This window comes from Solibacillus sp. FSL R7-0668 (assembly GCF_038006205.1).
Classification (GTDB): domain Bacteria; phylum Bacillota; class Bacilli; order Bacillales_A; family Planococcaceae; genus Solibacillus.
The window spans coordinates 3,893,100-3,916,950 of sequence record NZ_JBBOUU010000001.1 but is presented as its reverse complement, the minus strand read 5'-3'; the positions used below and the strand labels follow the sequence as shown (position 1 = coordinate 3,916,950).

The window sequence follows — 23,851 nt, the reverse complement described above, 5'->3', positions numbered from 1 at the left end:
TGAAGGGATTCTTTGTAACGTCTGGCTAACAATTTGTGTCATCGTATGAGGAGGTAATTTTGTAAGTGGAAAAATAGGAGTTCAACATTTTTTCCATTATGGTAAATCTGAAGAGGCATATTTCTCATAAAGTAGATCCATTTGCGAGTTTATTAACATGATATAATCTCAAAAATACGTAAATTTCTTCTAGTGAGATGGGTCGTAACACGCTTTTATTGGCACGTTTCGAAGGTATGAATGAAAGAAAATAATTATCTCGAAATCAAAACTCTTTGAATCTAAATAAAATCGAGATATGAAAGCTTCAGAAAGAGAAAGCGCTTACAAAAAGGGGGGTTACACTTTAAAACCAACCTCTCTTTTATAGCTAATTCTCTTTCATCACAAATTGAATGGAGTGTTATATTATGACAAACAAACAAAGTGCATTTTATATGCCTTCAGTAAATTTATTTGGACAAGGGTCAGTAAATGAAGTAGGAACTCGTTTAGCTGGTCTTGGTGCTAAGAAAACGTTATTAGTAACAGATGCAGGTTTACACGGTTTAGGAATTGCAGATCAAATTGCTAAAATTATTCGTGACGTAGGCGTAGAAGTTTCAATCTTCCCTAAAGCAGAGCCAAACCCAACAGACAAAAACGTTGAAGAAGGTCTTGCAGCTTATAATGCTGAGAACTGTGATAGCATCGTTACACTTGGTGGCGGTAGTTCTCATGATGCTGGTAAAGGAATCGGGATTGTTGCTGCAAATGGTGGACGCATTCATGATTACGAAGGTGTAGATGTATCGAAGAATCCAATGGTTCCTTTAATTGCTATCAACACAACAGCGGGTACTGGTAGTGAAGTAACAAAATTCACGATTATTACAGATACTGCACGTAAAGTAAAAATGGCGATTGTTGATAAGCATGTAACACCAGCATTATCTATCAATGACCCAGATTTAATGGTAGGTATGCCACCAGCATTAACAGCAGCAACTGGTTTAGATGCATTAACACATGCAATTGAAGCATATGTTTCAACAGCAGCAACACCAATTACAGATGCACTTGCAATTCAAGCAATTAAAATCATTCCAAAATATTTACCAAAAGCAGTAGCAAACGGTCAAGATATCGAAGCACGTGAACAAATGGTATTTGCCCAATCATTAGCGGGTATGGCATTTAACAACGCTTCATTAGGCTATGTACATGCGATTGCACACCAATTTGGCGGATTTTATAACTATCCACATGGTGTATGTAACGCTATCTTATTACCACATGTTTGTAAGTTCAACTTAATTTCACGTGAAGAACGTTTTGCAGACATCGCAGTAGCTCTAGGGGAAAATGTAGATGGCTTAAGCACACGTGAAGCGGCTGAAAAAGGAATCGCGAAAATCGAACAAATGGCTAAAGATTTAGGCATTCCAAGTGGTTTCGCAGAGCTAGGTGCTAAAGAAGAGGACATCGAAACTTTAGCTACAAATGCAATGAAAGATGCAACAGCGGCAACAAACCCACGTAAACCAAAATTACAAGAAGTAATGGATATTATTAAAAACGCAATGTAATGGATGTATTCGTCTTAAAAAAATTACCCTAAATGTAAGTTTAGGAACATAATAAAATGCTCAAAATATTGGTATAACCATGTTTTGAGCGTTTTTTAATTTTACTTTTGTTAATTTCTAAAAAAATTATTGTAACAAAATTAAATTACTCACGTCTAACTTGTTTGAATCTAGTTCGAAAAGGAGTTTATACAATAATGAAAAAGCTACAACTGTTTTTAATGGCAACGATTTTAGGGGGATTGCTACTGGCAGGATGTTCAAAGGGCACATCCGAACCAGAGCTAGTAGAACCAAAAGTAACGGCAAACGAAATGATAGAGGAAATGCTAGCAGAAGTGGAGCAGCCTATGCTGATGGAATTACCTGCAGATCAAGTGCTAGCGATTTATAATATTGATCCAGAAAAATTGGAAGATTACGCGATTAGAATACCAATGATGAATATTAAGACAAATGAAATTGCTATTTTGAAAGTAAAAGATACAGCAGATATTCCAGAAGTGGAAGAAGCAGTTAAGCAAAGAGCGGAAAATGTGAAAAAAACGTTTGAAACCTATCTTCCAGACCAATATGAAAATGCAAAAAACTATCAGCTCATTACAAAGGGCAACTATGTACTGTTTGTCATTTCAGAAGATGCAGATAAGCTGATAAAAGTATACGATCGTTTCTTTACACAGCAATAAGCGATGGTTTTTAGCAGTCTTCTCTTTCTATTTTTGTTTTTGCCGGCTGTTTTAATCCTGTACTATTGTTCTCCCCGTCGCATCCGAAATTTACTGTTATTTATAACGAGTCTAATTTTCTACGCATGGGGAGAACCGGTTTATATTGTCATCATGCTTGTGTCGACATTAGCAGATTACTTTTTTGGGTTGCTATTAGATAAACCGAGTTTAAGTGCGTTGAAACGAAAGGGCATTGTTATTTTATCGATTGTCATCAGTCTGACATTGCTCTCTTACTTTAAATATGCGGATTTTCTTATTCAGAATCTAAATGCACTGTTTGACACGGACATACCGTTAACAGAACTCCCGCTGCCAATTGGAATCTCCTTTTATACATTCCAATCGATGTCATACATTATCGATGTATATAGAGGAACAGCAAAAGCACAGCGAAATTGGATTGACTTTGGGGCATATGTCGCGTTGTTTCCCCAGCTAGTTGCAGGTCCAATCGTGAAATATAGCACCATTGCGCAACAGCTCCATCATCGTTCAGAAAGTATTGAGCTATTCGCAGAGGGTATTCGAAGGTTTACTATCGGATTGGCGAAAAAGGTGCTACTTGCAAATAATATTGGCTTACTATGGGATAGCATTTCGAGTTCCCAGCCAGGGACATTGCCTATGTTCATGGCTTGGTTAGGTATTATTGCGTTTGCATTCCAAATATACTTTGACTTTAGCGGTTATTCGGATATGGCGATTGGACTTGGACTGATGTTCGGGTTTCGGTTTAATGAAAACTTCAATAAGCCCTATACGGCCGAAAGCATAACCGACTTTTGGAGAAGATGGCATATTTCACTTGGTAGTTGGTTTAGGGAGTATGTCTATATTCCACTTGGGGGCAATCGACATGGATTACTCAAACAAGCGCGAAATATTTTGATTGTGTGGTTGCTTACAGGATTATGGCATGGTGCTAGTTGGAATTTCATTTTATGGGGACTGTATTTTGGCGTTATTCTCATGATTGAAAAATGGTGGGGGTTAAAGCTATTGTCGACCTTACCACGCTGGGCAAGACATGTTTATGCGATTGTTTTAATTCTCATAGGATGGGTATTGTTTGCTTTTGAAACACCTTCTTTAATCGTGGGTTATTTAAGTGCCATGGCAGGCTTGAATAATCAACCGATTTGGAACAGTGAAACCGGATACTTGCTCTATACGAACGCCATTTTATTGGTCGTATTAGTAATCGTTGCTTTGCCGAAAAAGCAGGAGGCTAGAGCGAATGGTATGTCGCTGCTTCAAGTTGTTTGGTATGGCTTTCTTTTCCTTCTTTCAATCGCCTATTTAGTAGACGCAACCTTTAATCCATTTTTATATTTCCGTTTCTAAGGGGTGAAAATTTGAAGAGGAATACTGAGAAACTATTCGTCATTTTATTTGTTGGTACACTGTTTCTTTTTTCATCATTATTTTTTCTTTTGCCCCATCAGCCATTTTCTGAGTTAGAAAATCGCTATTTACAACGCCTGCCAAAGCTGACTTTAGACAATGTATTGACCTCAAATTTTACGGAACAAGCAGAGAGCTATGTAACGGATCATTTTCCGTTTAGAAACATATGGCTTTCCGTAAAGTCAGTGGGGGAGCAAGCTCGTTTACAGCAAGAGAATAATGGCATCTATAAAGGACAGGATGAGTACTTATTCGAAAAATTTATACAGCCAGATTATGAAAGACTTCAGGGCTATATTGAAGCCGTCAATTTATTTGCAAAAAATCACCCAAGCATGGACATGACCTTAATGCTAGCACCGACATCCGTAGGGCTTTACCCAGAGCGTTTGCCGTGGCTTGCACCGTCGTATCCACAGGAAAAAGTGAATGACTTTGTCGGTAATCATTTGGCGCAAAGGGTAACCTATTTAGATGGCTTTGACTTTCTACGTCCGCATGCATCAGAATCTATATATTATCGTACGGATCATCATTGGACGACCTATGGAGCGTATGTGGCCTATGTGGCGTATGCAGAGGAAAAGGGTTGGATGCCTCTTTCCCAACATGATTTTTACATTCAACAAGTGAGTCATACGTTTTTAGGAAGCTATCATACAAGAAGTCAGTTTCACGGATTGACGCCAGATACGATTGATATGTATCGACCTCAAAAGCAGGCAGCAACTGAAATATTCATTGCAGATTCAAATGAAACACTAACAACGATGTATGATGAAAGCTTTCTGAAAAAGAAGGATCAATATGCTTATTTTCTAGGAGGCGTTCATGCGTTAATGACGCTTACTACCGATCTTGATGTAGGGCAGATCGAACAGGATAAGCTGCTTATTATTAAAGATTCCTATGCACATAATGTCATTCCCTTCCTGACTAATCACATACCAGAAATCCATGTGATCGACATTCGCTATTATAATGGGAGTATTGCCGAGTATATGGCTGACAATGGATTAGAGGATGTTTTATATATTTTTAATACTGCTACTTTTGTTGAAGAAGCATCGTTATTAAAGCTGAATAACTAGAAAGCTACTTGACGTTTGCTAGTTAATCGTGAAGCAGCTAACTGGCAGAGCGCCAATACCATAAGCTCCCAGTAATTTTGCATCGCCTATTTGAGGTGGTGCTTTTTTGCTTTGGTTGCATCCACTTTAAATTCATAGGAAGGAATTTTCAAAAGCCTTTGTATATTTCTTTTACTTAATCAATACATTGAAAGAAAGTACTTAACTTGCTTCAGCAAATTATTTTGAACCGTAAGCAAAGCGACCGGTACAGAATTCCTCCATTTCTATAAGTGGAGGTTCTGATTTCGGCTGAATCAAGTTAAAGCCCCCGGCGGATGTCACAGATTTTTAGAGGAGTTTTTCGAGCAAACTCAAAAAAATCTGGTCGCAATTATGCCGAGGCATAATTGATTATAAGGAGCAATGACTATTCCTAAAATTATTTCGGTTGGTACATATACACCACCTTACTCATTGGCCCAGTCTAATATTGAGCAGCTAACGAAAGAGCTTTTTCAGCACAAAATTTCTAGATTAGAAAGGCTCTTAAAGGTTTTTGAAAATGGGGAAATTGAAACACGCAATTTTTGTGTGCCGCCCAATTGGTATCGCGAGGCCCATACGTTTGAAGAGCGCAACGCCCTGTATATTCAGTTAGCTACAGAATATAGTGTGGAAGTCATTCAACGTTGTGTAACCAATCGTGCCTTTTTACAAACCGATATGGCTACTACCGATATTGACGCGATCATTTTCGTCAGTAGTACAGGCATTTCAACGCCTAGTATTGATGCACGTGTTATGAATGTATTATCTTTTTCGGACTCTGTTGTTCGCATCCCGATTTGGGGACTTGGCTGTGCGGGAGGGGCTGCGGGTGTTAGTAGGGCTTATGACTATTGCAAAGCACACCCAAACGCGAAAGTGCTTGTCGTATGTGTAGAGCTTTGTAGCCTTACCTTTCAGAAGGAGGATTATTCAAAAAGTAATTTAGTGGGCACTTCTTTATTTGCAGATGGCGCGGCCTGTGTACTTATTTGCGGTGATGATGTGAAAATAGAACAAGATAGAGCCGTCCCACACATCCTCGGCTGCCAATCTAAGTGGATGCCCGATTCAGAAACTGTTATGGGATGGGATGTAAAAAATGGGGGCTTGCACGTTGTATTTTCTAAGAGCATTCCAGCAATCATTTCAAGCTGGCTAAGCCCCTTTATACATGAATTTTTAAGCACCTACAATGTATTATCAGATCAAATCGTCAATTTTGTCGCGCATCCTGGTGGAAAAAAGGTATTAACTGCTTATGAGGAAGCACTGAATTTAACAAGAGCACATACAAGTGTTTCACGTGAAATACTAAAGAGGCATGGAAATATGTCTTCTCCAACAGTGCTTTACGTTTTAGAGCAATTTATGCTTCAGGAAAATCAATCCAATGCGTTAGGCTTGCTCGTTGCACTCGGTCCAGGCTTTAGTGGCGAAGCGGTATTATTAGAATGGAGGGAATAAGTTGATCTTTTACCTCATTCTTGTTTTCGTTATCATTCAAAGACTGGTAGAACTTTTCATTGCCAAAAGAAATGAAAAACGGATGCGCGCAAAAGGAGCTTATGAAGTTGGGGCATCGCATTATCCGTTTATGATTTTGTTACATGCCGGTTTTTTCCTCAGTCTTTTAGTAGAAGTACTTTATTTTAAATCGATGGTTGATCCGTTTTATAGTCTGCTCGTGGTTTTTGTGGTTTTACAGCTATTTCGAGTATGGTGTTTAGTGTCACTCGGCATGTATTGGAATACAAAAATTATTATTTTACCTGGGGCAGATGTCGTTGTACGAGGCCCGTATTCGTTTATTCGCCATCCTAATTATTTGGTTGTTTGTCTTGAGCTATTAGTGCTGCCACTATTATTCCAAGCCTATGTTACTGCGATTGTGTTTACAATTTTAAATTTCATCATGCTAGCTGTTCGAATTCCAGTAGAAGAAAAGGCATTAAAGGAAGCCACGAACTATGCAGTATCGATGAAGCGGTAAAATAAAAAAAAAGACCGATTTGAGGTGTCTTAACGTCTCAAATCGGTCTATTCAGTTTGTTGTATGTAAGTGTTTTTTCAGATGCTACTTGTCAGACTGTCTTGAAGTTGAGAAAAAGGTGAAATTTCCGAAAGATGACATGCCTCTATCTACATGTTAACAAATTCAGAATTATAAGTCTATTATTAGTTTGCATAGGATGAGATAATCAATTTGCGCAAATACATCATAACGTTATGTGAATGGTTGATGGATATTAAACAAAACATTTATGATAATCTTGATTTTTTTGAACAGTATCAGGAAATTAGAGCGAGAGAATTTAATTATAATAAGCAAATTGAACAGCCTCATTTTTTGCAGTTAGTACCTAATCTTCAAGGGCAAGTTGCATTAGATATTGGTTGTGGCGCTGGAGATTTTGCTGCCACTTGTATACAAAAAGGAGCGAAAGAAGTCTTAGGAATTGATATATCTGCTAATATGATTGCTACTGCTAAAGAGCGTCATCAGCAAGAGTGTTTAAAATTTCTCAATATTGCTTTTGAAGATGTAATTTTACAACAAGGTTCTTTTCATTTTATTAGTAGTTCCTTGGCGCTTCATTATATGGCGGATTTGAATGCTGTCATTCAAAAAATTAGTAAGGCCTTAAGTAGAAATGGTATTTTATTATTTTCAATTCAGCATCCTATTTATACAGCGAATATGGGACGAGATAATTGGATAACAGATGAAAGAGGAAGTATTCAGCATTTTGCAATGGACCGTTATCAAGAAGAGGGTATGAGAAGAGAAGATTGGTTGGTAGACGGCGTGATTATGTATCACCGAACTATTGGTACAATAGTTAATACATTATTAAGTAATGATCTATCCATTGAAAAAATGGTTGAACCGATTCCATCAGAGGAAATTTTGCAACAAGTGCCTAATTTCGAAAAAACACTGCGTAGCCCTCCATTTTTAATAATAAAGGCTAAAAAATTATAGGTATTTATTGTGGTAGTCGATTAAAAAAATGCTACTAATTTTATGTATACAATCATTGCGAAACGCAAAAAAGTGTGCTATCTTATTAAAGATATGCACATAAATATTTTATTTGCTTATATTATCCCTATATTAATAATACAACAAAAATATGTGTGCGTCAAACATTTTGTATCAATTTTTAAGGAGTGAATGTGATGAGTACATTATTTCAGCAAGAGCAGCAACATTTGCAGGATGTTTTGGCAGTGGTGGATCAGCAAACACAAAAGTTAAAGGCAGAAACATCAAAGCGTCAGCAAGACGTTGTTTCCATTCGACGTCAATTCTGGGATGAGGTCAAGGTTAATACCGATACATTTGATGATTTTTTAGAAACCATTATTAATATGCGTCAGGAAACGCAAGCTTTAGCAGTGGGTGAAACGACTTATGACCATGCCAAAAAACGTCTCATTACGCTAGAAAAAATGCAAAACGCTCCTTACTTTGCACGAATTGATTTGAAGGAACAAGGTATGAAGCAAGCTGAACCGATCTATATTGGCATTTCATCATTAATGGATGAAAGCGGCGAGGATTTTATTGTTTATGATTGGCGTGCACCGGTATTAAGTGTGTATTACGATAATGAGCCAGGCCATGTACGTTATCAAACACCAGGGGGCACGATAGAAGGAGAGCTTGAAAAGAAATGGCAATATTTAATTCGTAATGGCAAGCTTCTTTCAATGTTTGATACAAGCTTAACAATAGGAGACGAACTATTACAGGAAGTGCTTGGACAAGGTGCGAATAAGCAAATGCAAAGTATCGTTTCGACGATTCAGCGCGAGCAAAATAAATTGATTCGTCATGAACAGGGAAGAATGTTAATCGTGCATGGTGCGGCTGGCAGTGGGAAAACATCAGCGGCCTTGCAAAGAGTAGCCTATTTATTATATAAGCATCGTGCCACATTAAAGGCCGATCAAGTGCTATTATTTTCTCCTAATGCGATGTTTAACAGCTATGTAGCTAATGTGTTACCAGAGCTAGGAGAAGAAAACATGCAGCAGACAACGTTCCAAGAATATTTACAGCAGCGAATTGATACAGATTTCACGCTTGAAAATGCGTATGAACAATTAGAAACCTTATTGACGAACTCTCATACAGATTTGATGGGTAGCCGACGTACTGCCATTCACTATAAAGCATCGACAGCATTTTTTACTCATATCGAGCAGTACTTTATTGCGTTAACAGAAAAGGGCATGCAATTTAAACCGATTGTTTTCCGTGGTGAAGAAATTATACCCGCAAGTAAAATAGCACAGCAGTTTTATATGATTTACGGGCAATTACCATTTGCAGCCCGCTTAGAAAAGATTCAGCAAGGGCTGATGAATACATTAAAAGAACGCGCGAAGTATGAACGGACAAAGGATTGGGTACAAGAGGAAATGGAATTACTAAGTGATGCAGCTTATGAGGAGGCACGTCGCTATTTTGCAAGAAAAAAAGGACTTGAGCGTGAGGAAGTAGAACAATTCGACATAACAGAAAATCAGCTTGCTCAACTACTTGTCGCTCGCCGCTTCAAGCCATTGCGTGATGCCATTCAAACATTGCAGTTTATTGATATCCCGGCTATTTATGAAGGACTGTTTGACGAGCAATCCCCTAAATGCGAAGTGGAGCATTGGGCGGAAATTTGCCATGTGACTAAGCAACAGCTAGCGGCTGGAACATTGTCGTACGAGGATGCAACGCCCTATGTGTTGTTAAAAGAATGGCTTTTAGGGATGCAAGTAAATCGTCAAATTAAATACATTTTTATTGATGAGGCACAGGATTATGCACCATTTCAATTTGAGGTGTTGAAGCGTTTATTCCCTGCTGCCAAATTTACGGTTTTAGGGGACTTTAACCAAGGAATTTTTACACATGCGCATCAGCTCGAAAATTTTGAGCACTTAATCGAGCTGTTTGGAGAGGAAGAGACCACACTTTTGACCATGCATCGTAGCTATCGTTCGACAAAGCCCATTATTGAATTTACACGTCAGCTTATTCCAGAGGGGCATGCCATTATTCCGTTTAATAGAACAGGTGCTCTGCCAACATTCACAATACTTCCAAATAAACAGCAGTTACATGAAAAGATTACGCAGCGTGTGGAAGCTATGCAGCTTCAAGGGATGGCAACAATCGCGATAATTTGTCAGTCTATGCAAGAGAGTAAGGAAGCCTATGAGGGATTAGCGGGCTCTATCGATTCATTAAAGCTAATGAAGTCCAGTTCTGCCGAATATGAACCGGGTGTGATTGTTATTCCGGCATATTTAGCAAAGGGAATCGAATTTGACGGGGTTATTATTTATGATGCATCCAAGTACCGTTACGGACAGGAGCGTGTACGTCGCCTGCTTTATACAGCCTGTACAAGAGCGATGCATCAGCTAACGCTTTATAGTGTGGGAGAACCAAGTCCATTTTTGCATGCGCCAAGTGAGCAAGGGACTATTCAAACGAAAGTGGAAGAGGAAGAATAAATGGAAAACAAATCAAACAAAGAAATTGCTCAAGACTTTTTGCAATTAGTAGCAGAAGGGCAAGTGAAAGAGGCCTATGAGCTTTATATAGGGGAAGGTTTTGTCCATCATAATGCGTATTTTGCAGCGGGGAGAGAGGCTTTAATGCGCGGTATGGAGGAAAGTGCAAAGATGACAACGAAGAAGCAATTTACAGTAAAGCTTGTACTAGAAGATGGCGATAAAGTAATGATGTACTCCCATTTAAAGCAGCAACCAGAAGCGATTGGGGTAGCAGTTGTGCATATTGTGCGTATGGAAGCTGGGAAAATTGTCGAGATGTGGGATGTTGGACAAGTGATTCCAGAGAAAATGGTCAATACAGATGGGGTTTTTTGAGTCAATACTTGATTAAACCTTCCGAAATATGATTGAATTACGTAGGAAGAGGAGTGGGAATTTTATGAAAAAATATATGCTTTTAATGGTAACGGCGATTGCGATGCTTATAGTTGCTGCATGTGGTGATGACAAAACTGTAGATAATGACAAACAGGCAGCAACGGGTGATTACGCAAACGATGTAAAAGAAAATCCGATTGTGACGATTACAATGGAAAATGATAAGAAAATCGTGATTGAATTAGAGCCGAAAACTGCGCCAAATACTGTAGCAAACTTTATTTCGTTAGTAGAGGATGGCTTTTATGACGGGTTAATTTTCCACCGTGTTATCCCTGGATTTATGGTTCAAGGTGGTGACCCAAACGGCACAGGTATGGGTGGCCCGGATTATGCAATTAAAGGTGAATTTTCATCAAATGGCTTTGAAAACACATTAACGCATGAGCGCGGTGTATTATCAATGGCTCGTTCACAGCACCCAGATTCAGCAGGTTCGCAGTTTTTCATTATGACCGAAGCCGCATCCCATTTAGATGGTCAATATGCGGCATTTGGTAAAGTAACTGAAGGAATGGATGTTGTCGACGAAATTGTTGCCGCAGAGCGTGACGGTAATGATAAACCATTAGAGGATCAAAAAATGAAAAAAGTTGAAGTCGATACAAAAGGTTTTGATTATCCAGCACCCGTAACAGAAAAATAATTATAAAAACCATTAAAATTCGTAGAGCAGTAGACGAGTTTTAATGGTTTTTTTCTCATTCAGTGAGTGGGAAACCAGCGAGTAATGCGATTTGTTCGGAGGGCAATTGTAATAATTGCTGCGTCGTAAGCGGGCCATTTTTTTCTAAGAAGGCTTCGACAATACGGTAACCGACACAATAGCCAATATGTGCTGGAAGTTGCTCGGATGCATCACCAAATAAATAGCTTTGATGATTATGTAAGCCGCGCAATGGTAACGCCTCGATAAAATGAGTAAGCCAATAATGTTTAACCTCATCTAAGCTATAGCGCCGCGTCCAGGAGCTAATGGCATGTTCTCCAAGTAAACTTTCTACGGCATGCTCAGCTAGGCCTTCCATCAACACGGAATCTAGTAAAGTCGGTAATTCTGACTGATATTGTTGTCGGCAAATATGATGGTATTCATGGGTAATGAGGGCGTGAAGCTCTTTTATCGAAACATGATTTGAAATGAATAAACAAATACCATGCTTATAGGCAACTCCATTTTTCATAAAGCCCTTTCGCATTGGCAAAATCGCAACCTGCGTGTTAGGACCATTCCACAGATTCTTCAAATCATCTAGCTGACGTTTAACAATGTCCCAAACATCAAGCTGTAAGGGAAGTGCGCCTGTTTCTAATAAACCTTGCTGGAGAAGCTCGTATTGGATGGCTTTCGTTGGAATGTTGGGGAAGATGGATTGTACAAGTAAAGAGGTGTATTGGACACGGTCGGATAACTCTTGAAATAAGCTTTGCGTATCAATGATTAACAAAAAAATCCCTCCTTCGTTCTACTATATGATTTGGACGATAGGCTCGTGTGTGCGATTTGCTTATACATATAGTAGGAAAAGAAAGGAGGGAATAGAATGAATCCACAAGCAGCTTATGATTTATGCTGTAAATACCATGGCAAGCGTGTCAGAATAACGGATAATCGTGGAAATGTACATGTAGGGCGCATTACAAATGTAGATAATCGAAATGTTTGGTTAATGCCAGATCGTACAGGTTACGGTATTGGCTTTTGGGGCTTTGGTGCAGCACCTGGATTTGGCTATGGAATCGCATTAGGAGCGATTACAGGCATCGTACTCGCTTCGATTTTTATTTAAGTAAGAAGAAGCGGCAAAGGGAGTGTCCCAGAAGTATTTCTCGGACACTCCCTTCATTATTTATTGGTGAAAAAAATGGCGATTGTACCACGACCAACATGGGCGCCAATAGCTGAACCAATTGTGGTTGTTTCAATGGCTTTTGGATGAAGTGCTTCTTCAATGGCTACTTTTACTTCATGCATTAATTCCTCATCATTACTATGAGAAATGCCGACCGTTTTGTTTGTGAAATCCCCACCACGTTCCTTCATTATGGCTAACATACGCTGTGTTGCTTTTTTAAAGCCACGCGTTTTTTCGAGCGGGACAAGTTTACCATCCTCCATATTTAAAATTGGCTTAATGTTTAGTAAGCCTCCCATAAAGGCGCTTGACCTTGAGATACGCCCACCTTTTGCTAAGTGGTTTAAATCACCTACTGTAAATAGGTGTTCCATTGAATTAGCCATCTCTGTTAATTGTGCAACAACGTCGTCAAAAGCCATCCCGAATTTTTTTAAACGAACGGCTTCTTTTACAATTAAGCCTTGGCCATAAGAGGCACATTTTGTATCGATAATCGCTAATTTTAAATTTGGGTAAGTTTCAAGTAATTGATTTTTTGCTAAAATAGCACTTTGGCAAGTACCTGATAAATGAGAGGAAAAGGCAATATAAATCCCTTCTTCGCCTAATTGTGCTAATTGTTCAAAGGTGCTTAAAAAGATTTCTAATGAAACTTGTGATGTTTTTGGAACTTCGCCTTCTGCAATCGCTGCATATACTTGATCTGTTGATATACCCATAACATCATCATATTCGACACCTTTTATTAATACACGTAGTGGAAAAAGATGCACATCTTCCTTTTCATAATATGATTTTGGTAAGTCTGAACTACTATCCGTAAAAATTTTCATCATCATCATCCCCCTCAACTCACTTAATAGTAATGCGAATGCTCATGTAAAACTATTTACATTTGTCATGATGTTTGATTTAATTCCCGTAAACTGAAAAGAATAACTTCTATTTATATATATCAAAGAAAAATCAGAAATATGTTAAGATTGAAAAAAGCAACGCTGGAGGAGAAAAGCCATTATATGAAGCGTACTGTAAAGCACCAAATTTCAGGGGAGCAAATTACATTTTTAGAAACAGCTGAAGAAACGGAAGGCAAATATCTTTATATCGAAGTGGCATTACCACCACAGGGTGATGGACCACCATTACATATGCATGATGAATTCGAAGAGGAATTTGAAGTGATTTCAGGTCAATTAACTGTGACACTTGGAAAAGAGCAGCATATTTTGCAGCCTGGAGACAAGCGCTTAGTAACATTAAACATGGCTCATACATTTACAAATAATCATGATGAATCCGTTGTATTTCGTGTGCGCTTAACACCACCAAGCCAATTCGAACAGTCCGTACGCATTCATTATGGTTTGATTGATGACGGGTTAGTCGATGCAAAAGGCAACCCTAAAAATATGACCCATACAGCACTAATTTTAACCATGCAAAATACATTAATTCTCGGTATACCATTTTGGTTACAGCGCACACTATTTGCATGGCTTGTCAAGCGTGGACATAAAAATAACGCGTATAAAGACTTTGAAAAATACACAGGTAAGGTCATTCGGTAGCAGAGCCACATATCTATTGAAATGCTACGGAAGGGTAAAATGTAATAATTGGAAAATACAGAAAATAATAATAATTAAATTCTTACAAGACAAAAAATGCTCACAATTGTCCGTAGATTTCTCGTAAATGATGTGCTTTTCAATACCTTATAGCTAAGCAATCTGTATATATTTTAATCTTTTAACAATTGTGTTACACTACAATAAGGTAATAAGTGATATAGGATGAATAGGCTTCTGCCATTATTATATTGTCGATAATTTACGGGAGCGCTTTCAAAATTCTAAAAATCTTAATATATATAAGGGAAGGTAAAAATGAGTAACAAGCATATCAAATCAGACGTTATCTTAATTGGTGCCGGAATTATGAGTGCGACTTTAGGTACAATGCTTAAAGAATTAGCACCAGAGTGGAACATCACTGTATTCGAACAGTTAGCAAAAGCAGGTGAGGAAAGCTCTCACGAAATGAACAATGCCGGAACAGGGCATGCAGCTTTATGTGAATTAAACTATACAAGTGAGAAAAAAGATGGAACAATCGATATCACAAAAGCAATTAATGTAAATACACAATTCCAAGATTCTTTACAATTCTGGTCTCACCTTGTAAAAACGGGTCAAATTGAAAACCCGCAAGATTTCATCATGCCTCTACCACATATGAGTATGGTACAAGGTGCAAACAATGTGGCCTATCTTAAAAAGCGTCATGCAGCAATGACAGCTAACCCATTGTTTGAAGGTATGGAATACTCTGACGATCCAGAAACATTAAAACAATGGATTCCGTTAATTATGAATGAGCGTAAATCAAAAGAGCCAATCGCTGCAACGAAAATTGATTCCGGTACAGACGTAAACTTCGGTGCTTTAACACGTAATTTAATTGCTAACTTACAAAAACAAGATGTAGCAGTTAACTACAACCATAGCGTTCTTGATGTAAAACGTACAAAAGACGGTTTATGGGAAGTTAAAGTGCACGATAAGCAAAGCGGCAAAGTAGAGTACCATAGCGCAAAATTCGTATTCTTAGGTGCTGGTGGTGGTAGCCTTGAGTTACTACAAAAATCAGGTATTCCTGAAAGTAAGCATGTTGGTGGATTCCCGATTTCAGGTGTGTTCTTAGTATGTAACAATGAAGAAGTTATCAATCAACATCATGCAAAAGTGTATGGTAAAGCGGCAGTTGGTGCGCCACCAATGTCAGTACCTCACTTAGATACACGCTATATTGATGGCAAAAAATCATTATTATTTGGACCTTTCGCAGGCTTCTCTCCGAAGTTCTTAAAAACAGGTTCTTATATGGATTTATTTGCCTCAGTTAAGCCACATAACTTATTCACACTACTTGCTTGTGGTGCTAAAAATATGGATTTAACAGCTTACTTAGTAAAAGAAGTAGTAGCTTCTAAAGAAAAACGTATTGAAGAATTACGTCAATTCATACCAACAGCGAAGAGCGAGGATTGGGAAATTACTGTAGCGGGTCAACGTGTACAAGTTATTAAAGACACAGACGCTGGTAAAGGTACATTGCAATTCGGTACAGAAGTTATTAACTCTCAAGACGGCTCGATTGCGGCATTACTTGGTGCATCTCCAGGTGCTTCGACAGCAGTATCGGTTATGCTAAAAGTAATTAAGCAATGTTTCCCAAATGAAATGAAAAATTGGGAACCAAAAATTAAAGAAATGATTCCAGCTTACGGTCAAAACCTAGTTGAAAATACAGCACTTCTTAAAGAAGTTAAAGAATCAACTTCTGAAGCATTAGGTTTAAATAAATAAGTAGATAAGAACCTTTAATTTCTCCGGAGATTGAAGGTTCTTTTTTGGTGGAATATAATAAGACGATAATGAAATGGATCGTCAGGAGGTTGAATGTATGCATTATCAGGTAGATTATGATTCCCCCATTGGCATTATTGAAATAATGGGCACCAAAAGTCATGTGACTGCTGTGTTATTTGCCGAACGGGAGCATAGAGAGCCTGTGCAAAATGAAGAAACACCAGAAATATTAAAAATATGCTACAAGCAATTAGACGAATACTTTAACGGGAAGCGTCAGCAATTTACTGTGCCCTACTTTTTTGAGGGGACAAGTTTTCAAAACAATGTGTGGCAAGCGTTAACAACCGTACCATTTGGTAAAACGGCCTCCTATAAAGAAATTGCCCAGCAAATTGGCAATGAAAAGGCTGTGCGAGCGGTAGGAATGACCAATAGTAAAAATCAAATTAGTATTATCGTTCCGTGTCATCGAGTAATTGGGGCAAACGGTAAGCTAACGGGCTATGCAGGTGGAGTTTGGCGCAAACAATGGTTATTGGAACATGAGAAAATGGCTTATCTAAATAAATAGCTTGTGAGAACTCAACTTTTTCGGCTTAGAAAAGTTGAGTTTTCAGTTAGTTTATAACAGTTTTTTGAGGAGTTTGATAAGGTGAATGAACAGCAATTTGATAAGTTTTTGAATATCGAAACAATCGGATTCCAATATGGCTTTCCGAAATTGGCGAAATATTATCGCTACGAACCCACTCCGTATAGTGGATTAGAGCAATTATTTGAGCACTATGATATGCCAACAGATGGGCACTTTTTAGATATTGGATGCGGAAAAGGGCGTGTGCCGATTTATATTCACCATCGTTTTGGTATTCCAGTAAAGGGCATTGAAATGGACGCCAAGTTTTTTGTGGAGGCAGAGCATAATAAAGCCCAATATTTGAAAAAAAGTAGAAAGAAGCATGTGCCAATTCAGTTCATTAACGGGATTGCCGAATGCTATGACATTACAAAGCAAGATCAAGTATTTTTCTTCTTCAACCCCTTCTCGGTTCATGTATTTCGTGAGTTTATGCGCAATGTTTTAACTTCTTATGAGCAATATAGCCGTACAATCGATATTGTTTTGTATTATCCATCTCCAGATTACTTGGAGTACTTACAACGCGATTTAGCACTAGATGCTTATTTGAATATTAGATTACGTCATGAAGCCAATGAAAATGAACGCTTCGTCGTTTTTCGCATTCAGTAAAATGGAGTTTGGAAATTTGCAGATTATTAGCGATTAATAGACTGCAAATTCCAATAACTCAAAATATACATAATTTACAGAAAAATCATAGTAGACTAAAAATTACAAATGTTTTACAATACAGAAGTTGGAATATACAAATCGATTCTTATAGTGTTTTAATTCAGAATATTTTAAAAATAGATTGTGATTAATGTGAGAATTGATTATAATTATCTGAAATATCAAACATTTATAAAGTTTACTAGGGGGATTTCACGATGACAAAGCACAAAAAAATGAAAAAATATGGTTCTTTATTCATTGCAACAGCCATGCTAACGGGAGCTTTAGCAGGATGTGGAACAGATGATTCTGGCGATTCTACTAGTTCTAGTTCATCAGGCGGTGGGGGTAATTCAGCATCAGGGGACGTTATTAAAATCGGTGCTAACTTAGAATTATCAGGCGGTGTAGCATCTTACGGTTCGTCTATTAATGACGGTGCTAAATTAGCAATCGAGGAGATTAACGCTGCAGGTGGCATTGATGGCAAACAAATTGAGTATATTCCAGTTGACAATAAATCAGAAACAGCGGAAGCAACTTCTGCAGCGATTCGTTTAGCAGAGCAAGAAAAGGTAGTGGCAATGATCGCACCAGCAACTTCTGGTAACTCGGTGGCAACGGTGCAAATTGCCAATCAGCATAAAGTTCCTATGGTAACAGGCTCTGGAACAGCACCTAACGTTACAGTAAATGACGATGGCTCTGTAAATGATTATGCGTTCCGTACATGCTTCATCGATCCATTCCAAGGGACGGTGGCAGCTAACTTCGCTACAACAGAGCTACAAGCGAAAAATGTAGCGATCTTTGCGGATAATGCTTCAGATTATGCAAAAGGTTTAGCGGCATCCTTCAAAGAAACGATTGAAGCAAATGGTGGGACAGTTGTTGCGGAAGAAGCGTATGTGGCAAAAGATGTCGATTTCAAATCACAATTAACAAATATTAAAGGAAAAAATCCTGATTTCATTTTCATTCCGGGCTATTACGAAGAGGTAGGTATCATCGTGAAGCAAGCACGTGAAGCAGGTATTACAGCGCCATTAATGGGGGCTGATGGTTGGGACTCACCAAAATTAGTGGAATTAGCAGGTGGGGATGCATTAAACAATACATTCATCACAAACCACTATTCATCTGAGGATCCAGATGCAAAAATTCAAGATTTCGTTACAGCGTTTAAAGATGAGTATGGTCAAGCACCAAATGCCTTCCACGCTTTAGGCTATGATTCAGTTTACTTTATTGTAGATGCAATCAAACGTGTTGAAGGGGATATTACAGGGGAGGCCATCCAAAAGCAATTAGCTGCAACAAAAGATTTAAGCCTAGTTACAGGTACATTCACAGTTGACGAAAACCACAACCCAGTAAAATCAGCAACAGTTCTAGAATTTGTAGACGGCAAGCAACAGTTCAACTCTAAAGTAAATCCTTAATTATTTACAAGTAAGGGGGGCGGAGCTAGCCTCCCTTTTTTTATGGTGGAACTTCAATAATCAAAAAAAGGAGTGAAATGTATGGAATGGATTCAACAGCTCGTGAACGGGATATCGCTAGGCAGTATCTATGCGCTTATTGCATTAGGGTACACGATGGTATATGGGATTATTAAACTAATCAACTTTGCCCATGGTGATGTGTTCATGCTGGGCGCTTTCATTGGCTTTTATGCAATTGCACGTTGGGAAATGAATGTATTTTTAGCACTTATTTTAGCAATGATTCTCTGTGCAGTCATCGGCGTTATTATTGAGCGTGTTGCGTATAAGCGTTTGCGAAATGCTACACGTATCGCAGCACTGATTACAGCCATTGGGGTGTCATTATTAATTGAATATACAGTGATTTTCTTCCGTGGTGCATCACCAGAGGCCTATCCGAATGTATTTACAAAAACAAATTTCGAAATTTTCGGCGTACAAATTAGTACATTATCGATTTTTATTTTATCAATTTCTATTTTCTTGATGATTGTCTTGCAATTCATCGTGCATAAAACAAAAATAGGGAAAGCGATGCGTGCGGTATCTCATGATGCAGACGCGGCAAAATTAATGGGCATTAATGTAGATAATACAATTTCTGCAACTTTTGCAATTGGTTCAGCGTTAGCGGGTGCAGCAGGCGTTATTTTTGGTATTTACTACACACGTATCGATCCATTAATGGGGATGCTTCCGGGAATTAAAGCATTCATCGCAGCTGTATTAGGTGGTATTGGTATTATTCCGGGCGCGATGGTTGGTGGATTATTATTAGGTGTTGTCGAAACAATCGTTTCAGCACTTGGTTATTCGTTATGGCGCGATGCAGCGGCATTTGTCATCTTAATTTTAATTTTAATTATTCGTCCAGCGGGTATTTTCGGGAAAAATACGCGCGAGAAAGTGTAGGTGAGCAGCATGAAAAAATCAAAAATCTTTTGGGGTTATGCCGTCCTAGCACTTGTTATTTATGTCGTTGTTCAATTATTAATTAACAACGGGTTCGTCGCGTTCTATTATCAAAACATGCTAATCGCGATGTGTATTAATATTATGCTTGCTGTAAGTTTACATGTAATTATTGGGATTACCGGCCAGTTTTCGATTGGTCATGCTGGTTTCTTAGCGGTAGGAGCATACATTTCCGCCATTTGTACGATGAAATTAGGATTACCGTTTATTACAGCTATTTTAATCGGTGCGGTTGTTGCAGCACTTGCGGGTCTTTTAGTCGGAATACCGTCCCTGCGTTTGAAGGGTGACTATTTAGCCATTGCAACACTAGGATTTGCTGAAATTATTCGTATTGTATTTTTAAACATTGATTATGTTGGTGGTGCAGCGGGGATGTCGGTTACACACCAATCGACATGGACTTATGCGTTCTTCGGGACGTTCATAACGATTTTAGTGATTGCGAATTTTACGAAATCACGTCATGGGCGCGCTTGTATTTCAATTCGTGAAGACGAGATCGCAGCCGATGCAATGGGGATTAACACAACGTATTACAAGGTAGTGGCGTTTGCGATTGGTTCGTTCTTTGCAGGGGTTGCTGGTGCGATTTATGCGCATAATTATTATTTAATTCAGCCTACTGCATTTGGATTTTTAAAATCATTTGATATTTTAATCTTTGTTGTATTAGGTGGTTTAGGAAGTCTTTCTGGCTCTGTCATCGCTGCCATTTTATTAACAATCGTGTCCACTTACTTACAGGGCTTCCCAGAGACACGTATGATTATTTACTCGTTAGTGTTAATTTTAGTGATGCTGTATCGTCCAACGGGGTTGCTTGGTACGAAGGAGATTACAGAATTCTTCAAGTTCGGTAAAAAAGGAGGTACTCGTGTATGAGCAGTCCACTTCTTAAAGTAGATCAATTAGGCATTCAATTTGGTGGATTAAAGGCTGTACAAAATGTAGACCTTCACATGAATCACGGCGAGCTAATCGGACTGATCGGGCCCAATGGTGCTGGGAAAACAACAACATTCAATATGTTGACGGGTGTTTATGCGCCCACAGAAGGAACGATTACATTTGACGGTAAATCAATTGGCGGACTTGATCCGTATAAAGTAACACGTCAAGGGATTAGTCGTACATTCCAAAATATCCGTCTGTTTAAAGAGCTATCGGTGTTAGACAATGTAAAGGTAGCGAACCATGGCTTAGCAAAGCATAATTTAATGTCGAGCATTTTCCGTTTGCCAAGTCACTTTAAAGGTGAAATGAAAATGGAAGAGGAGTCTCTGGCCTTTTTAAAAATCTTTGGTTTAGACGTTTACCGTGATGAGTTAGCCAAAAACTTACCGTATGGAATGCAGCGTCGCTTAGAAATTGCGCGTGCACTTGCAGCAAAGCCGAAGTTACTTTTACTAGATGAGCCCGCTGCTGGCATGAACCCGCAGGAAACACGGGAGCTTATGGAGTTAATCGCATTTATTCGTAAGGAATTTGATTTAACCATTCTTTTAATCGAGCATGATATGCACCTAGTAATGGGGATTTGTGAGCGTATTTATGTGCTAGACCACGGGCAATTAATTGCGGATGGTACACCTGAGGAAATTCGTTCGAATCCAAAAGTGATTGAAGCCTATTTAGGTGAGGAGGTTACAGAATAATATGCTAAAAATTAATGACATCGATGTATACTATGGCAATATTCAAGCCTTAAAAGGAATCTCACTTGAAGTAAATGAAGGTGAAATTGTAACGCTAATTGGAGCGAATGGTGCTGGTAAAAGTACGCTGCTAAAAACGATTTCGGGTTTACTCAAGCCAAAGCGTGGTTCGATTGAATATTTAGGTTCAGCGATTGATGGTAAGGCGGCACAGTCGATTGTAAAGGCGGGTATTTCACATGTTCCGGAAGGGCGTCGCGTCTTTTCGAATATGACGGTAGAAGAAAATCTAGAGCTTGGTGCGTATTTACGTAAAGATAAGGACGGCATTAAAAAGGATTTAGAGCATGTGTATGAGCTATTTCCTCGCTTACTAGAGCGTCGCAAGCAGCTATCGGGAACACTATCGGGCGGCGAGCAGCAAATGCTAGCTATGGGACGCGCCTTAATGGCCAAACCAAAGCTCATTATTTTGGATGAGCCGTCAATGGGACTTGCGCCTTTAATGGTAAAAAATATTTTTAATATTATCCAAATGGTCAATAAGGAAGGCGTAACCGTTTTACTAGTTGAGCAAAATGCCAATATGGCGCTATCAGTAGCACATCGCGCATACGTATTGGAGACAGGCAAAATTGTATTGTCAGGGGATGCAAAAGAGCTACAGGAAAGTGACGAAGTAAAGGCAGCTTATCTGGGAGGTCTATAGGTTTAACGGATTATACAACCGATTGAACAACTTTAAAAAGCGAGTCGAACTTTTATGTTCGGCTCGCTTTTATTCGCGTTATCACCAAATAATGACCTCATCATTCGGGTATTTTAATGTAAGCTCGACTTCATAGAGCGATTGTTTCGATACACTGGTAACCCCTAATAACTGAGTCATTAGTATTTTATAAGCTTCATCTTCTGCTAATAGACGTAACGCAAACGATGTTAATTGCTCACTACGAACCTCTTTTGTGAGTGCCAAATATTCTAGATTTAACAGATCCACATACTGTGTAGCATACTGATGGAACAATGGCGCTTTCGTATGAAGTGTTGTTAAAAATAATAGATAATGCTCCTCTGACATAAAGGGCATAATCGCCTCTGAAATAAGTGCTTGGAATTTTCGAATGGATGTTGTGACTGTGCTCCATTCAGAATCATCCACGGTTTCCTTGTAAAGTGCGATAAAGTCATTAAATGCAAGTGCGGCAAAGATCATCTCCGGTAACAGGAGATTGACCGCATAATAGACACTCCGCTCAGGAATAATGGTCTGTGTTTTTTTCATGGCGTTTCGACTAATCCCGTTTGCGACCGCTTGAATTTCATGTTCCCCTTTTGAGGCTTCACGTATTTTAGCACCCACTTTTAATAGTCGTTTGCGCGCGCCCTCATATTGAAAATAATGATGTTTTTCGCCTACAATTTCCTGGATGGCTTGGACGATATCGTCTAAATCCCAATAGTCCCCACTTACTGTAAGTCCTGTTAGGTTTTCTGTTGGCTGTATTGTAAGCATGGTCTGTCCTCCTAATAGCAATAAGTAAGCTACAGTTAGGAGGCCTTACTTATTGCTTGGGTGTATAGTTGAGTAGTGTAAAGAGTTCATTTCGTTCTTTGTCTGTTAAATCACGCCATTGCCCGACTTTTAAATTGCCGATTCGGATATTCATAATACGAATGCGCTGTAGACGCTTTACGGAATAGCCAAGGGCCGAGCACATACGACGAATTTGGCGGTTTAGGCCTTGTTCTAAAATAATTTTAAATACATTTGAGGATATTTTTTCAACACGACATGGTAGGGTTTTAGTATCTAATATTTCTACCCCGCTACGCATCCCCTGTAAAAACTTATCGGTAATCGGTTTATCGACCTGTACGACATATTCTTTTTCGTGATGGTTTTCGGCACGTAAAATTTCATTTACGATGTCCCCATCATTCGTTAATAATAATAACCCCTCTGAATCTTTGTCTAAACGCCCGATATGGAAAATACGTAATGGGTGATTGACAAAATCCACGACATTTCCTTTAATATGTTGTTCTGTTGTACTTGTAATGCCTACAGGTTTATTGAGTACGATGTAAACAAGCTGGTCTTCACGTTGCACGGGTTTGCCATCTACACAAACGCTATCACCTGTCTCTACTTGGCTACCATTTGTTGCGAGCTCACCGTTGATCGTTACGCGCCCGTCTTCTACCCATTTATCTGCACCACGACGAGAGATGATTCCTGTTTCTGCTAAAAATTTATTGATACGCATAATTTTTTCCACCTACTAATAGAATATCTTCAGTATACAATAATTCATCTCGGAGGTTAATTGATATGAGTGATATCCATTATGTTTTGCCGTAATTGTGTCTAGATTTTTGGAAGAGTACTTGTAAACAATTTTAA

General features: G+C 38.7%; 24 protein-coding genes. 20 read left to right on the top strand and 4 right to left on the bottom strand.

Annotated elements, in window-relative coordinates; genetic code table 11:
• The first annotated feature begins 410 nt into the window (after positions 1-410).
• From MKX47_RS19690 to MKX47_RS19645, 10 genes are all read left to right on the top strand, one after another.
• Positions 411-1,568, top strand: coding sequence for an iron-containing alcohol dehydrogenase (locus tag MKX47_RS19690; protein ID WP_340777525.1), 1,158 nt, complete (start codon positions 411-413; stop codon positions 1,566-1,568).
• 197 nt (positions 1,569-1,765) lie between these two features.
• Complete coding sequence (locus tag MKX47_RS19685; RefSeq protein ID WP_340777523.1) at positions 1,766-2,257, top strand: DUF4358 domain-containing protein; 492 nt, start codon at positions 1,766-1,768, stop codon at positions 2,255-2,257.
• 3 nt (positions 2,258-2,260) lie between these two features.
• Positions 2,261-3,646, top strand: coding sequence for an MBOAT family O-acyltransferase (locus MKX47_RS19680; RefSeq protein ID WP_340777521.1), 1,386 nt, complete (start codon positions 2,261-2,263; stop codon positions 3,644-3,646).
• Between the two features lie 11 nt (positions 3,647-3,657).
• Positions 3,658-4,800: a DHHW family protein gene (locus MKX47_RS19675; protein WP_340777519.1), complete on the top strand. Its 1,143-nt coding sequence runs from the start codon at positions 3,658-3,660 to the stop codon at positions 4,798-4,800.
• 411 nt (positions 4,801-5,211) lie between these two features.
• Positions 5,212-6,294, top strand: coding sequence for a type III polyketide synthase (locus MKX47_RS19670; RefSeq protein ID WP_340777905.1), 1,083 nt, complete (start codon positions 5,212-5,214; stop codon positions 6,292-6,294).
• 1 nt (position 6,295) lies between these two features.
• Positions 6,296-6,820, top strand: coding sequence for an isoprenylcysteine carboxyl methyltransferase family protein (locus MKX47_RS19665; RefSeq protein ID WP_340777517.1), 525 nt, complete (start codon positions 6,296-6,298; stop codon positions 6,818-6,820).
• A gap of 249 nt (positions 6,821-7,069) precedes the next feature.
• On the top strand, positions 7,070-7,813 hold the full coding sequence (locus MKX47_RS19660) for a class I SAM-dependent methyltransferase (protein WP_340777515.1): 744 nt from the start codon (positions 7,070-7,072) through the stop codon (positions 7,811-7,813).
• A 197-nt stretch (positions 7,814-8,010) separates the two neighbouring features.
• On the top strand, positions 8,011-10,350 hold the full coding sequence (helD, locus tag MKX47_RS19655; RefSeq protein ID WP_340777513.1) for an RNA polymerase recycling motor HelD: 2,340 nt from the start codon (positions 8,011-8,013) through the stop codon (positions 10,348-10,350).
• Positions 10,351-10,728, top strand: a complete 378-nt coding sequence (locus tag MKX47_RS19650) for a nuclear transport factor 2 family protein (protein ID WP_340777511.1) — start codon at positions 10,351-10,353, stop codon at positions 10,726-10,728.
• A gap of 64 nt (positions 10,729-10,792) precedes the next feature.
• Entirely contained in the window at positions 10,793-11,437 is a 645-nt protein-coding gene (locus MKX47_RS19645) for a peptidylprolyl isomerase (RefSeq protein WP_340777508.1), read from the top strand.
• A 55-nt stretch (positions 11,438-11,492) separates the two neighbouring features.
• On the opposite strand, the gene MKX47_RS19640 is transcribed toward MKX47_RS19645, so the two are convergent.
• Entirely contained in the window at positions 11,493-12,239 is a 747-nt protein-coding gene (locus MKX47_RS19640) for a DUF2268 domain-containing protein (RefSeq protein WP_340777506.1), read from the bottom strand.
• Between the two features lie 96 nt (positions 12,240-12,335).
• Between MKX47_RS19640 and MKX47_RS19635 the strand changes: the two genes are divergently transcribed.
• Positions 12,336-12,581 (top strand): hypothetical protein, encoded by a 246-nt coding sequence (locus MKX47_RS19635; protein ID WP_340777504.1) that lies wholly within the window; start codon positions 12,336-12,338, stop codon positions 12,579-12,581.
• Between the two features lie 56 nt (positions 12,582-12,637).
• On the opposite strand, the gene MKX47_RS19630 is transcribed toward MKX47_RS19635, so the two are convergent.
• A complete protein-coding gene (locus MKX47_RS19630) occupies positions 12,638-13,483 on the bottom strand; it encodes a DegV family protein (RefSeq protein WP_340777903.1) in 846 nt (281 codons plus the stop codon).
• Positions 13,484-13,669: 186 nt separating this feature from the next.
• Here MKX47_RS19630 and MKX47_RS19625 point away from each other — a divergent pair, with 186 nt between their 5' ends.
• The 9 genes from MKX47_RS19625 to MKX47_RS19585 all read left to right on the top strand — a co-directional run bounded on the left by MKX47_RS19625 (position 13,670) and on the right by MKX47_RS19585 (position 22,153).
• Entirely contained in the window at positions 13,670-14,221 is a 552-nt protein-coding gene (locus MKX47_RS19625) for a cupin domain-containing protein (protein WP_340777501.1), read from the top strand.
• A 318-nt stretch (positions 14,222-14,539) separates the two neighbouring features.
• Positions 14,540-16,021, top strand: a complete 1,482-nt coding sequence (locus MKX47_RS19620; RefSeq protein WP_340777499.1) for a malate:quinone oxidoreductase — start codon at positions 14,540-14,542, stop codon at positions 16,019-16,021.
• A gap of 97 nt (positions 16,022-16,118) precedes the next feature.
• On the top strand, positions 16,119-16,598 hold the full coding sequence (locus MKX47_RS19615) for a methylated-DNA--[protein]-cysteine S-methyltransferase (RefSeq protein WP_340777496.1): 480 nt from the start codon (positions 16,119-16,121) through the stop codon (positions 16,596-16,598).
• Between the two features lie 81 nt (positions 16,599-16,679).
• Complete coding sequence (locus MKX47_RS19610) at positions 16,680-17,279, top strand: class I SAM-dependent methyltransferase (RefSeq protein ID WP_340777494.1); 600 nt, start codon at positions 16,680-16,682, stop codon at positions 17,277-17,279.
• A 260-nt stretch (positions 17,280-17,539) separates the two neighbouring features.
• Positions 17,540-18,766: an ABC transporter substrate-binding protein gene (locus tag MKX47_RS19605; protein ID WP_340777493.1), complete on the top strand. Its 1,227-nt coding sequence runs from the start codon at positions 17,540-17,542 to the stop codon at positions 18,764-18,766.
• Positions 18,767-18,847: 81 nt separating this feature from the next.
• A complete protein-coding gene (locus MKX47_RS19600) occupies positions 18,848-19,723 on the top strand; it encodes a branched-chain amino acid ABC transporter permease (protein WP_340777491.1) in 876 nt (291 codons plus the stop codon).
• A 9-nt stretch (positions 19,724-19,732) separates the two neighbouring features.
• Positions 19,733-20,671, top strand: coding sequence for a branched-chain amino acid ABC transporter permease (locus tag MKX47_RS19595; protein WP_340777488.1), 939 nt, complete (start codon positions 19,733-19,735; stop codon positions 20,669-20,671).
• Positions 20,668-21,444 carry an ABC transporter ATP-binding protein gene (locus tag MKX47_RS19590; protein ID WP_340777486.1) on the top strand — a complete coding sequence of 259 codons (777 nt, stop codon included), beginning with the start codon at positions 20,668-20,670 and terminating at the stop codon, positions 21,442-21,444. The genes MKX47_RS19595 and MKX47_RS19590 overlap by 4 nt, the downstream gene beginning before the upstream one ends.
• 1 nt (position 21,445) lies before the next feature.
• On the top strand, positions 21,446-22,153 hold the full coding sequence (locus MKX47_RS19585) for an ABC transporter ATP-binding protein (RefSeq protein WP_340777484.1): 708 nt from the start codon (positions 21,446-21,448) through the stop codon (positions 22,151-22,153).
• A gap of 81 nt (positions 22,154-22,234) precedes the next feature.
• Here the strand turns inward: MKX47_RS19585 and MKX47_RS19580 are convergent, their stop codons facing one another.
• Together MKX47_RS19580 and rluF are read right to left on the bottom strand one after the other, a co-directional pair.
• The gene (locus tag MKX47_RS19580) at positions 22,235-22,960 is read right to left on the bottom strand and encodes a DUF6904 family protein (RefSeq protein ID WP_340777482.1); all 726 of its coding nucleotides are present in this window, start codon (positions 22,958-22,960) and stop codon (positions 22,235-22,237) included.
• 49 nt (positions 22,961-23,009) lie between these two features.
• Complete coding sequence (gene rluF / locus MKX47_RS19575) at positions 23,010-23,714, bottom strand: 23S rRNA pseudouridine(2604) synthase RluF (RefSeq protein ID WP_340777480.1); 705 nt, start codon at positions 23,712-23,714, stop codon at positions 23,010-23,012.
• Between the last annotated feature and the right edge of the window lie 137 nt (positions 23,715-23,851).